We start from the raw sequence: 11,952 nt of genomic DNA on the forward strand, positions 1-11,952 counted from the left end.
CGATGACCCACGACTACAAACGTAATGGCACTACGACCTTGTTTGCCGCACTCAACGTGCTGGATGGTCAGGTCATCGGACAGTGTCAACAGCGCCATACCCATGTGGAATGGCTGAAGTTCCTGAAGAAAATTGATCGGCAGACGCCCAGGGACAAGGCTCTGCATCTGATCGCCGACAACTATGCGACCCATAAACACCCGGTAGTACAGGCGTGGCTCGACAAGCACCCGCGTATTCACATGCACTTCACGCCCACTTCGGCATCCTGGCTCAATATGGTCGAGCGTTTCTTTCGGGATATCACGACCCAGCGGTTACGTTGTGGGGCGTTCACCAGTGTGCCTGAACTCATCCAGGCCATTGAGGGGTACATCGACCACCACAACACCCATCCCAAACCCTTCATCTGGACCAAAACCGCCCGCGACATCCTGCAAAAGGTCATTCGCGCCAATAGCCACTTAAGCAGCAAACAGAATGCAACACTACACTAGGTTGTACCGCGTTACTTCGCCCCTTTCATCCACCCACACTTCCCGGCGCAGCTGCCCATTCCCTCGCTTTCTGGAAATATGATGAACTTCATCAACGAGCTTCTTGTCAGCTATGATTTAATATATCGCTTCTGATACCAAACAAGCCACTCATCCCCAAAATCGCCACCACGATTTTCTCATGGCAACTTGGCTACTGGCCTGCTCGTCCAGCGTGTACGGGTTGCTGTGGATCTCCCAAACCTGCCAGCGGTCGTTAAAGGGGTTTTTGCAGATGAGGCCAGCATAACCAGGGTCCGCACCCAAAACGGCGGTATAGGCCCGCTCAATGCTGGCGATGTAGCGCAAGGGTTTGAGGCGCGCGAGTTCCGTCCGGCATACACTCGCCTCCAGCAGATAAATCAGGTGGCCACGCTTTGTCCGGTGATTCATGACGGCCATGTTGGGCGCAGGCAGTCCAACACTTTCCCAGATCGGCCACCAGTCTGTCGGATTCACACAGGCACGGTCCACGTCATAGACCATGGCCCAGATCATGCCGGGGTGGTTGTGCTGGATGTAAGCGCGTTGTAAGGCGGTTTTTAAGGACCGGATTTGCAGGCCTGCAGTCAGGTCATCCGTGCAATACGGCTTATGGGGCAGGTGTTCGGCAAAGCGGTCAAGAACACAGGAGGCTGTGGGATCAAATCTGCCCATCAAAGCCCCCGATCGCGCTCATGCTCTGCATGGGGATCGGACAGGCTAGGCTTTGATTGCATAGCCAAGGGTGGCTATACTGGACCTGTCGGTCGCCGGACTTGCGATGCCCCGTATACCTTTGTCTGCCCAGACTGTCAGGTTACGGGGCATTACCATTTCTATCATGGGTAATACCTTCGGTTGTTATTAATCCTCTGAGACTACGCCCGAGAGCCTCTATTCGGCAAGATTAGCCCCAAAACTGCCACCATCGACGCTTTTCTGTTGTCCTTTGGTCGGTCAATACCGCCTGCGCCCTCTCAAGCTGTTGACGCAGCCACACTTCGCGCTCTCCTCCCTCAGCTATTTGCCGCTCCAAACGGCGAATAACTTCATCTTTTGCAGCAAGCTCGACCTCCAACACCTTGATGTCAACAACATTTTCTTGCGTCATTTCATGTAAATTATTGTCGCCTTCTTGTCTCTCCGAAAATTTCCCTTCCAAAACCCCAAAAACTCTAATAAGTTCGGATGTTTCAATCAGAGGGGCTCCGCTTGGATCCCTTTCAACGCTTATTTTCCCTGTATTTATGTAAGCCTTGTAAAGATATTGGCGACTGACTCCTGCCAATTTTGCAGCATGCGTTACCGTAACAAAAGACATGTCTTCACCTGTTAACCGTATATGTCATTTAGTGTAATGTTGTTGACATATATCATGTCAATCAGAAAATCTGTCCATAAGTTTCCCTCAGAGGCTTGCACCACAATCGAATTGAATCTACAATGTTTATTCATTAAACACGGGGCACACTCATGAATCAGACCAAAATTCAGAAGTGGGGACACAGCATGGCCCTACGCATACCCGCCACGACTATACGGAGTTGGGGCGTCGGCGAGGGTCAAGCCGTCTCATTGAAGATTGAAAACGGCGCACTGGTAGCACGACCAGCACAAAAGCGTTACACCTTGGACGAATTGCTATCACAATGTGACTTCACTCAGCCCATAAGCACCGAGGAGCGCGAATGGATAGACGCGCCATCCGTAGGCATTGAGGAAATTTGATGCGGTGGCCACGGCGAGGGGAGATTTGGCAGGCAAATCTCAGCCCGACTTCAGGCCGTGAGCAGCAAGGTCATCGCCCTATGCTGATCATATCGAGAGAAGCCTTCAATCGCTCTGGCCTGGTTTGGGTCAGCCCTATCACCCAAGGTGGCAATCAAGCTCGATTCGCGGGCTTTGCAGTCTCTTTGATGGAGTCTGGAACAAAAACACAGGGGATAGTGATGAGTAACCAATCCCGCACCGTTGACCTTATGGCAAGAGATGGCAAGTTTGTTGAGATGGTCCCAGATTCCATAGTCGACGAAGTGATAACCAAAATACAGGCCATTTTGGAATGACCAAATAAGTAGACCCAACGTAATGTCCCATAATCGGCCCTCGTGGGTGGCAGAAGAACCGAGCAAAACCGGGCGATCTGCCGTTCAGGGTTTTGGGACTACGAGACAGAATGACGCATTCTGTCCTGTAGACCAAGAACAAACCATTTCATGCTACCTCTGAACCTTTCTTAGCGTTCATTGCCCGATTCCATATAAGTCATAGGGTGGAGGTGCACAGACGAAAGCGAAAACCATGGCCCTAAACACTCTCCTGACCCAAATCCATCTGACCATTTCTGTCGCTGAAGACGAGTCTGTACTGCTACAACACCTATGCGAAATTGCCGTGCAGCAAGCCGATCTGAAGCTAGCCTTTATTTCCCGACCAGATGCACAGGGGCGATTTCAGTTTCTGGCTACTGCCGGACAAGTGGACTACCTCAAAGATCTGTTCATCTCCAGTGATGCGCAGATTCCAGAAGGGCAAGGCCCCGCAGGGAGTGCTTGGCGCGAGGCGCGCGCTTATATCGACAATGATTTTGCAAACGCGCCATTTCTGACCCCTTGGAAAGAGCGTGCACTGGCCTATGGACTGACCGCCAGCGCAATACTGCCCCTTTTCCGCAACGGAAAGGTCTGGGCACTTTTATCGGTCTATAGCGGCGATGGAACCCCATTCGACGATGTCCTGCGGACCATTCTGCAACAAATGTCCCTCCAGATCAGTCGGGGTCTGGAGCGACTGCAGGATATGCAGAGGTTGCGCTTTTTGCGCGCCTCGGTGGAGGCGCTGGATGGCGGCGTCACCATTGCTGACCCACAAAGACACTTTGTCTATACCAACCAAGCTTTTCTGAAACTCACCGGCTACACAGAGGAAGAAGTACTTGGACGCGACTGCAAGTTTCTGCAAACCCGGCAGACCGATGCACAGACTGTCAGGGAGATTGCCATTGCTTTGGCGCAGGAACAGTCCTACACCGGAGACATCCTCAACCAGCGCAAGGACGGCACTTTGTTCTGGAATCGTTTGCACATTGATCCTGTTCTCAATGATCAAGGTACATTGACCGGATTCATCGGCCTGCAACAGGACATCACCCAGGAACGCGAAAACAGGAATCTTCTCCAGACACTGCTGGACAACGCGGCGGTGGGGATTATGGTAGTGCGCCAACGCCACATCGTGCAGTGCAACCAGCATATGGCAGACATGATGGGTCTGTCGCTAGAGCGCATGATCGGGCAAGACACCCGGTTACTTTACCCTGATGAGGCAAACTGGGAACGGGTTGGACAGGCCTATTCCGAGCTCTTCCAAACGGGAACGACCGTTGTCCGCCGTATCGCATTCTCTCATGCCGATCAACAACCACTGCTCATCGACGCATTCGGGACGTTGCTGGAGGATCAGGAGACCTCCATCTGGACCATGGTGGATGTGACGGAGTCGGTGCAGCAGGCACAGCAGCTAAAGAAACAGCAGAAGATCTATCAGGCTTTGTCCGTGGAAGCGGATCTCCTTTTGCAGGGGCGTGATGTACAGGACATGCTGGAAACTACCTGCACCCAGCTCGTGGACATGGAGGTCTTTCATACCATCGGCGTTGTGCGCCCTGACCCGCAGGGAAGAGTGCAGGTGCTAGCTGGGGCGGGTCCCGGAGTCGAGAAGATGCAACCGTTCCAAATCTACGTGGACGATCCTTCTTGCCTTTCTGCACGCGCATGGAGCGAGCAGAAAACCATCGTACATTCCGATTTCTCTTCTTCACAGGCAGACCGTCCGTGGGGACAGATACTCGCTACATTCGGATGGAGTTCGGCATTAGCGACTCCTGTATGGAGAGATGGAAAACCCTTCGTCGTCATAACGTTTATTTCCACGGAACCGGTTTTCGATAGTGACACCATCACCGCCTGTGAGCGCGCAGCCTCCTTGCTGGGTCACAGCCTGGACGAATATGACCTCAAGGAGCGTCTGCGTTTTCTGCAGGAACAGGAGGCGCAGCTCGCCAGGACCGACCTGGTTACGGGATTGCCCAACCGGCGTTTCCTGGAAACGCAGATGGAGCAAGCCATGCTCCGAGCCATTCGGCACAATCGTCTTTTGGCGGTCTGTATGCTCGATCTGGATAATTTCAAACCAATCAATGACACCTATGGTCATGAGATAGGCGATGAAGTGCTGATGATGCTGGGTAAACGTTTGTCTAATACGTTGCGCAAAACCGATTTTATCGCCCGTTACGGAGGGGATGAATTCGTGCTCCTGCTGGAAGATTTGGCGGGGCATGCAGACCTTGCGCAACTCCTGAAAAAGATTGAGGAGATCATCACCGTACCCATCCGTCTGAGTAATGGTGAAAGCGTTCAGGTTGGGGCAAGCATGGGTATCGCGCTCTATCCTACTGCTGATACAGACCAAGCAGATCAGCTGCTGCGCTGGTCTGATCAGGCGCTCTATGAAATCAAAGCCCACAAAGCGGATCGGGAGAATTGCTGGATGGTTTTCGGCGAAGATCTCCATCCAGATCAGCGTAATCCGGCACAGGTTCTGCTGGATAACGGCGCACTGGAGGTCTGGTATCAACCCATTCTTGATAATTTTACCCGGAAGATTGTTGGATTAGAGGCGTTGGCACGCTTAAGAGATACCGAGGGGAAGCTTTGGACCCCTGCTCGCTTTTTACCGGAATTAAAGACCATGGACCTTACTACATTGACGAAGGGCGTGCTTTCACAAGCATTGGTGGATCTTGCGGTTCTGGACGGGCAAGGATATTCCTTATGGGTATCCGTCAATCTTGATGCGCATTCCGTTTCTGCCGAATGCGTAGAATGTTTAAGGGCACTGATTGCGCCAACCCGCATCGATCCATCCCGTATTACCCTGGAAATTCTTGAAGGAGATGACTTCCTGGAGCAGTCCTCGTCCATAGAGCATCTTCTTGAAATGAAACGGTTCGGTGTTCATCTGGCATTAGATGATCTCGGCAGCGCCTATGGTTCACTCCTGCGCTTAAAAACACTGCCTTTTGATAAAATCAAACTGGATCAGGCTTTTGTTCGCACACTGGAGAAACAACCCCGAGATCTTTATTTTGTGAATACGGTGCAGGATCTGTCTACCAGTTTAGGGGTGACTCTGGTTGTAGAAGGGGTGGAAACAGAAGACATCCTGGATGCGGTCACGGTTGCAGGCGTCTCCCTTTTACAGGGATACGCTATTGCTAGGCCCTTGCCCATGAAAGAACTACAGCAATTCTTGCGGCGCCCAGCCATTGAGCGATCGACTTATCCTCATACCTTTTTGGGGCTATACGCCCTTCATCTCAGCCTCCACAGCGTCCTGGAAAAAACCATGCGCCAGAATCTTCGGCTGATGAATTATAAAGAGATGGTAGATCCTGGCGTTTGTCCATTACACAGGGCGATGCAGCATCTGGGTGTATCAGAAGGAAGCCCATTAGATCAGCGTCATAGGGAGTACCACAAAGCCCTCGCAGAGATGATCCGCCAATTATCAGTCTCTCTAGAAGCTTTAGACTGGTGCATTATGGAACAAGCACAAAACGCGCTGGGAGAAGCCATTCTCGATGCCTATTCATCGAAGCATCATCGCCCGGCCGATGAGGAGTTATGAGGGGACTTGCTACAGCAAGTTTCACGGAAGCATCACGAACAACCCTATTTTGGGAGGTCTGCCGCAATCGTTACGGTAACGGCTGTTTCACAGACCCCCGGATTGTTAATCCGCTGGTCTGACTGGCTCTGAAGCCATTATCCATGCTGGTTTTTGGTCTTTGAATGGGGCAGATTTGACCACATTGCCCAAAATGCGCCCAAGTGTCTCCCGAAAAACCCTATTTGCGACCAGTCACGAAACTCTGTGACTGTCGTTACGCCGTAACAGTAACGTATCGCAATAATGGTTACGGAGGATTTAGTCGCTAGAACAGTCCGCTGCTAATCTCCGGCATCCTGCTATTGACCAGCTCCGCGAGTTTTTCCAGACGGCTACGCAGTCGGGTGATGGCATCCCGGTCTGCCTCCATCACTTCCAGCAAAATGCCTTTTTTGAGGTTCAGAGATCGATAAAAGCGGGATATGTCTTCCCAGGTAGGCCGCAACGCTTTATTGGCGCTGTTGAAGTCCTCTTTCCAGTTGTCTTCCATGATCTGGATCAGATCGTCTGTTAGCCGGGTCAGATTGGGGATGTATGCCGTCAACGTGTTATCCAGTTGGTGCTGCATGGCAGAGACCCCAGACTGAAACTGAACGGCACGCTGCTGAATGTGGTTGATGGGCGATGAATCTTCTGGAATAGACGGAATTTCCTCAACGATCGCTGCTTCAGGCTGTCCCATGTTTTTTTCTGCTGGCAGATATTCTCCGGATTTTGTCTGTGTCGGTGCGGCCTTATTTTGTCGGGTCCATTGTTCTGTTCCCTTTTTGGGGGGTAGGGTCTTTTCGAGTTCCGCAAAGGTGGCCAGGATCAATCCTTCCGCTCTCAGATTGGGCAATGCATATTCATGCGCTGCGGAATCTTTGGGAAATCGGGCGAGATCCACAGCGTAGGCGCTGAAAGCCTGCCGAATCCAGGGATCCGGGTCATCAATGGTTCCGTATTCCACCAGCCGATAGCTGATTTTGGAAAGCACACTGAGATCGACATGTTTGCCGCGCTGGGTGTCCTTCCACAAATCGAAGAAGCGCGATGTAGCATCTTCCTCGCTGATCTGCAGCTGTCCGGCCAGCACGCGGATGATGCTGCGGCAGACCTTGGCCATGTTGCCGTAGCGATGAACGGTACGCGCACCAACATGATAAAGATCTGCAAGCTTTTCTCTTGTACGGCCATCCGCCGATGTTGAGGAAACAACGGTGTCATTTGGCACCGTTGTTTTGGCTGCATTCAAATTACCACTTGGTGCGCCCTCTCTCTGTTTTTCACTGATATAGTGGTTCCCAATCACCCAGACCTTTTCAAAATCCGAAAGATGGCGATGAGACCAATTGAGACGGGCGGCCATGTCCACTACGGCGGGATCATCGGGATTTAACGGCGTGTGGATGTAGGGAATCTGCTGCAGTCCCAGCCGATCTCCGACCATTATCCGCATGTATCCGTCAATGACATACAGCGCGCCGTCATTATGCTCAATGGCGACAACCGGATTCAGGATGCCCATTTCCCGAGCACTGTCGAGCAGGGTAGTGAACTCGGGTCGCCCGTTGTCTCTGGGGGGCATCAATTGAATGACGCTTTCAATGCCGGTAAACCGCTCAACTCTGGCGTAGCGGATTTCCCGGTTATTGATCTGGGTCTGGGCCAATGCTTGTGTGCTCATAAAAAAGCCTCCTTACAAGAATAACAACCGTTTTAGCAAACCTACTGACAGACGCGCAACCTATTGATTGTCCGACATCCAGCCATCTGGACGGGGTCTAAAAACTGCACCTTTGGTGCGTCAGGTGTGGTGAAATAAAAAGCGTCGGACAGGGCGTCCGACAGCATTGTCTGACGGGGTGTCAGACGCTTGGTCAGACAAAAAAACCGTGCTGTCTGACAGGCAGTCAGACGCCTCTCCCCTTTTCTCAACTGCCGTCCAATTCGGTTCTCGCGACTTCCGTCAGCACTTCAATAGCCTCGATGAGGCCACCCGCTGTATATGGACTTAGGCGTACCGCTGGCCTACCAGTACAATCAGCGCATCTGTCATTCGATACATCGCCACGAAGAACGGACAGAATCGCTGTAATGCCGTCGAGCGCCGCCGCACCGGAGCTGTCAGTCCGGTCCACATCAAAATATTGCGCTTCGTTGATCTCGGTTAAATCTGTGAGGTTTTCCATGATCTAAGCCCTCTGTGCAAAGTGCCTGAATGACTCAGGCGGCCAGGGGCTAATCAGTGCTTGTGGAGCACCGGACGTATTCCCGTTTCCGGTATTGTATTAGGGGTCCCTTCAGAAAACGGAATATAAAACCCGTTAAGGGCGCGATGCTCCTGGAATCCAGCGATAGAGCGTCGGCAAGGATACCTCGAGGTGCTCCGCGACCTCTCTGCGTGGTGTGCCGTTATCCAGAAGTTTCCTGGCCGATGCCACCTTGCTCTCCGTCATGGGGGTGTAAGCCTGAACCTCAGATTTTTACGTCAAACTTGAAAAACCTGCTCTGGAGTTTTGTGTGAAACGCCTCCCAGATGATTTGAAAAAAAGACCAAAACCCCGCTCTGGTGCGGGCTGTCGGAAAACCATGTCGGTCAGGTGCGATGCTCGGAAACTCTGCCGCCGATGTTTCCCGACGGAATTTTCTGGGGTTCCGGCTTACACCCCCAGGCAGGGAAAATATCGGCCGCTGAGGCCCTTCGCAGGAGCTTAACGGGTTTTATATTCCGTTTTCTGAAGGGACTGTCACGGGCCGGCAATATGGCGCCACCGAAGGTCGGCATAATGGCGCCATTTCAAAGTGTCAAAATCGGGGTCTCAAACAGGGTCAAGATTGGGCGATTTTTGGGTGTTTCGCAACCGTCCTTTTCGGGTCCTCTGGCAGGGCCTTGGCGTGCGGTAACTTTCCCCTTCCAGGATGAGTCGGTAAGCACCGTGCCGTAACCGATCCAGCGTGGCTACGCCCAGCATTCGGTTAGCGGGAAAGACGTCTCCCCATTCGTTAAAATCCAGGTTACTGGTCACCATAGTTGTGGTCTGTTCATAGCGCTCGGCGATGAGGTCGTGAAAGTCCTCATCATGGGGCGGTCGCAATGGCTTGAGTCCAAAATCATCCACGATCAGGAGAGAGACTCTGACCCACTGCCGGAAAACCTTGTCATAGGTACCCGTAGCCCGAGCCGCATGGAGACCACCCACCAATTCACTTTGCGTGAGGAATCGCACATCAACAGCTTGGCGGACAGCGCTGTGGCCCAGCGCTTGCGCGAGATGGCTCTTGCCCGTACCACAGGGCCCAACGATGAGCACAGGGGCTTTCTCCTGGAGATAGCGGCCTGTGGCGAGCTCGTGCACCATGCTGCGATTTAAGGTCGGCAGGCGATCAAAGGCAAAATCCTCCAGTGTTTTGTGGTTGCGAAACCGGGCTTGGCGTAAGAGCGTGTCGAATTTCTTTTGGTCCCTGCGGGCCATTTCATCCTGAAGTAAAAGCGCGAGAAATTCGGTGTAGGCGAGTTGCCCGTCGATCGCCTGGCGATTACGGGCTTCCAGGGTCTCCAGTACCCCGGATAGACGCAAGGAGCGTAGAGCATAAAGTAATTCTTGGGTTTGCATGGTGTATGCCTCTCAATGAAAAAGGTTTCTGCTGTCGCGCAGGAAACGGCCACCGCGCGTATAGGTGCTGTCGTTCTGAATGTCGACCGGAGTGAGTGGTTCCTGATCAAGCCCTTTCTTCAGGATCTCAGCGATGGGCTTATAGCGCGCATTCCCGTAATGCACCGCTCGTGCACAAGCATTCTCCAACCGCTGCGGACTGTACTTCTCGCGGAGACGCAAGAGATTCTGCACCGTGCGCAAATAGACGAGTTGACGGTCAGCAAAGAGCTGATGAACCACCGCATGACAATGAGGGCCGACACCTTCTGCCATGCGTAAACACCATTGGATGTCCTGAGTCTGCCAGGCTTGGGCCTCCGGTGGCAGATGATCCCGGACGGTGGCAAAGCTGCCCGGTTGAAAGAGCCGTGGATGCGTAGCAATCAAGGCCTGTTCCCAATAAATTCGGACAGTGGTGTAGGTGGCACGCAACCAGAGCTGCTGGTCAACAAATCGGAAGGGGACGGAATAATAGCAACGATTGTATTGGACATGCCCGTCGCGATAGACCTTTGGGCGAGCCCATTCGGAGATTTCTGGCGGGTTCTCCGGTAACGGTTGCAGTAAGGGCCGCTCGACCTCGGCAAAGCGGTTGAGTGGCACCTCTCTGGTCGTGCCATGGATCCGGTTGCCCGCTTCGCCCAGCACCCATTCCTGAAGCTGATGCTGGGCGTCATCACGGTGGCGAAACTCCCGCAAGGGCAAAAAGGATCGCTTGATGTATTTCACACCCGATTCCACGATACCCTTTTTTTGCGGGTCATGAGGTGGGCAGGGATCGACCCGGAAACCATACCCCTCAGCGTATTCGCCATAAGCCCGTTGTACCACCGGATCATTGATACAAGCCTTCGTAATGGCGCATTTGGCATTATCAATAATCACCCGCTTGGGTACGCCTCCAAACCAGCGAAAAGCATGCTGGTGGCAAGCGAGCCACGTCATCACCTTCTGGTCCCAAACGAACTCCGCATATTGATGTCGCGACCAACACAAGGTCATCACAAAAAACCACGTCTTGCGTAATTCTCCTGTTCTGGGATCGGCCAGTAGCGGACCCGCACCGAAATCCACCTGGGCCGCTTCCCCCGGAGTGAAGGTCAGTCGGGAGGTGACGCGAGGGGGTTCGGCTGCATGAATCCCACGAATCAACCGTTTAACGGCGGAATAGCTACCGCCAAAGCCATACTGCCGCACCAGTGCTGCATGAATGGTGGTCCCCTGAATACCTTGGGCTACCCACGCGGTGATGCGTTCCTCATGCTCTCTGAGGCTGGAGAGACGCTGGGGTGGTTGACCTTCTGGCGGCCGTTGTAGGGCCACCGCCATCTCGGCATCCTCGGGCAATGGCTGCCGAGGATCCAGCCAGTTCCTTTGTGCAGCTTGCTGCCGCAACAGCCCCAATTTCTTACGGCCCATGAGTCCAGCACGGGCAATACTGCGGTCGGTGTCGCCTTGGCGCATCCGCACCAAAATCTGACGAATCGTAAACATCTCAAATCTCCTGTTGCTCATGGTTCCCTCCAAAAGTGAGGAAGGTAACCGATCCAATAGAAGTTCGAGACCCTGATAACTAAGCCGCAGGTGGCACCATTATGGTGACCCTGCAATGGCGCCATATTGCCGACCCGTGACAGTTTTCATAGTACGCCGAGTCAGGACCAGGACCATTCCCCCTGCGGCCCCCTACCCTGACCGCATGCTTAATGGACCTTTGGTCGCCGTCCCCGCCGGGCCTTGCCATGTTCTTCCAACAAAGCTTCCCCCCGTTCCTGCAAGGCCTGTGGATCTTCCTGAAGGGCTTTTTCAATAGCCGCGATAAAGTGACGGTAATCCCATTCCGGAGCTAATGCCTCAGCCGCCCGCACAAAGCGTTTTTCCTGCGCTACGTTTTTCTTACGAGCTGACGGAGTCTGCATCAACCGTTTTTTCGCCGCCTCGATTCTGGCCAGTGCCGCTTTCTGGCGTTCCAGAATCTCCGTCTGCTTTTTCTCCAGATCGGCCAGACGCTGTTCCGGAGTGCGCCGCACCCGTTTTTTCCCTTCAGTCACGTTTTCTCCTTT

Annotated in this window: 12 protein-coding genes; 4 read left to right on the forward strand and 8 right to left on the reverse strand. The window is 53.1% G+C overall.

The annotated features are described in order from the left end of the window. Window positions 1-497: IS630 family transposase (locus tag BLW97_RS15260; protein WP_075323818.1), on the forward strand; the 497-nt coding region annotated here is incomplete at its 5' end. A 150-nt stretch (window positions 498-647) separates the two neighbouring features. On the opposite strand, the gene BLW97_RS15270 is transcribed toward BLW97_RS15260, so the two are convergent. Together BLW97_RS15270 and BLW97_RS15275 are read right to left on the reverse strand one after the other, a co-directional pair. After that, complete coding sequence (locus tag BLW97_RS15270; protein WP_075323819.1) at window positions 648-1,193, reverse strand: replication initiation protein; 546 nt, start codon at window positions 1,191-1,193, stop codon at window positions 648-650. A 232-nt stretch (window positions 1,194-1,425) separates the two neighbouring features. Next, window positions 1,426-1,839: a hypothetical protein gene (locus BLW97_RS15275; RefSeq protein WP_075323820.1), complete on the reverse strand. Its 414-nt coding sequence runs from the start codon at window positions 1,837-1,839 to the stop codon at window positions 1,426-1,428. A 152-nt stretch (window positions 1,840-1,991) separates the two neighbouring features. On the opposite strand from BLW97_RS15275, the gene BLW97_RS15280 reads away from it, so the two are divergent. From BLW97_RS15280 to BLW97_RS15290, 3 genes are all read left to right on the forward strand, one after another. Further along, window positions 1,992-2,246, forward strand: coding sequence for an AbrB/MazE/SpoVT family DNA-binding domain-containing protein (locus BLW97_RS15280; RefSeq protein WP_075323821.1), 255 nt, complete (start codon window positions 1,992-1,994; stop codon window positions 2,244-2,246). Then, window positions 2,246-2,584, forward strand: a complete 339-nt coding sequence (locus BLW97_RS15285) for a type II toxin-antitoxin system PemK/MazF family toxin (protein WP_075323822.1) — start codon at window positions 2,246-2,248, stop codon at window positions 2,582-2,584. The genes BLW97_RS15280 and BLW97_RS15285 overlap by 1 nt, the downstream gene beginning before the upstream one ends. A 235-nt stretch (window positions 2,585-2,819) precedes the next feature. Then, on the forward strand, window positions 2,820-6,209 hold the full coding sequence (locus BLW97_RS15290; RefSeq protein ID WP_075323823.1) for a bifunctional diguanylate cyclase/phosphodiesterase: 3,390 nt from the start codon (window positions 2,820-2,822) through the stop codon (window positions 6,207-6,209). Between the two features lie 307 nt (window positions 6,210-6,516). Here BLW97_RS15290 and BLW97_RS15295 read toward each other — a convergent pair whose 3' ends face one another. The 6 genes from BLW97_RS15295 to BLW97_RS15320 form a co-directional block, all read right to left on the reverse strand. Then, window positions 6,517-7,917: a ParB N-terminal domain-containing protein gene (locus BLW97_RS15295; RefSeq protein ID WP_075323824.1), complete on the reverse strand. Its 1,401-nt coding sequence runs from the start codon at window positions 7,915-7,917 to the stop codon at window positions 6,517-6,519. A gap of 247 nt (window positions 7,918-8,164) precedes the next feature. Next, a complete protein-coding gene (locus BLW97_RS15300) occupies window positions 8,165-8,422 on the reverse strand; it encodes a hypothetical protein (protein ID WP_075323825.1) in 258 nt (85 codons plus the stop codon). A gap of 135 nt (window positions 8,423-8,557) precedes the next feature. Next, window positions 8,558-8,689 carry a helix-turn-helix domain-containing protein gene (locus BLW97_RS20250; protein WP_227485343.1) on the reverse strand — a complete coding sequence of 44 codons (132 nt, stop codon included), beginning with the start codon at window positions 8,687-8,689 and terminating at the stop codon, window positions 8,558-8,560. 363 nt (window positions 8,690-9,052) lie between these two features. Further along, window positions 9,053-9,847: an IS21-like element helper ATPase IstB gene (gene istB, locus BLW97_RS15310; RefSeq protein ID WP_075323826.1), complete on the reverse strand. Its 795-nt coding sequence runs from the start codon at window positions 9,845-9,847 to the stop codon at window positions 9,053-9,055. Between the two features lie 12 nt (window positions 9,848-9,859). Next, entirely contained in the window at window positions 9,860-11,383 is a 1,524-nt protein-coding gene (istA, locus tag BLW97_RS15315) for an IS21 family transposase (protein ID WP_084546933.1), read from the reverse strand. A gap of 209 nt (window positions 11,384-11,592) precedes the next feature. Further along, window positions 11,593-11,940, reverse strand: coding sequence for a hypothetical protein (locus BLW97_RS15320; protein ID WP_075323828.1), 348 nt, complete (start codon window positions 11,938-11,940; stop codon window positions 11,593-11,595). Window positions 11,941-11,952 lie beyond the last annotated feature (12 nt).

The sequence above is a fragment of the Acidithiobacillus albertensis genome (assembly GCF_001931655.1).
Lineage (GTDB): Bacteria > Pseudomonadota > Gammaproteobacteria > Acidithiobacillales > Acidithiobacillaceae > Acidithiobacillus > Acidithiobacillus thiooxidans.

Bases quoted from the DNA above. Each gene is read 5' to 3' on its own strand.
- BLW97_RS15270 (WP_075323819.1), bottom strand. From the start codon at position 1,193: ATGGGCAGATTTGATCCCACAGCCTCCTGTGTTCTTGACCGCTTTGCC.
- BLW97_RS15285 (WP_075323822.1), top strand. From the start codon at position 2,246: ATGCGGTGGCCACGGCGAGGGGAGATTTGGCAGGCAAATCTCAGCCCG.
- BLW97_RS15290 (WP_075323823.1), top strand. From the start codon at position 2,820: ATGGCCCTAAACACTCTCCTGACCCAAATCCATCTGACCATTTCTGTC.
- istA (WP_084546933.1), bottom strand. From the start codon at position 11,383: ATGTTTACGATTCGTCAGATTTTGGTGCGGATGCGCCAAGGCGACACC.
- BLW97_RS20250 (WP_227485343.1), bottom strand. From the start codon at position 8,689: ATGACGGAGAGCAAGGTGGCATCGGCCAGGAAACTTCTGGATAACGGC.
- BLW97_RS15280 (WP_075323821.1), top strand. From the start codon at position 1,992: ATGAATCAGACCAAAATTCAGAAGTGGGGACACAGCATGGCCCTACGC.
- BLW97_RS15275 (WP_075323820.1), bottom strand. From the start codon at position 1,839: ATGTCTTTTGTTACGGTAACGCATGCTGCAAAATTGGCAGGAGTCAGT.
- BLW97_RS15300 (WP_075323825.1), bottom strand. From the start codon at position 8,422: ATGGAAAACCTCACAGATTTAACCGAGATCAACGAAGCGCAATATTTT.
- istB (WP_075323826.1), bottom strand. From the start codon at position 9,847: ATGCAAACCCAAGAATTACTTTATGCTCTACGCTCCTTGCGTCTATCC.
- BLW97_RS15295 (WP_075323824.1), bottom strand. From the start codon at position 7,917: ATGAGCACACAAGCATTGGCCCAGACCCAGATCAATAACCGGGAAATC.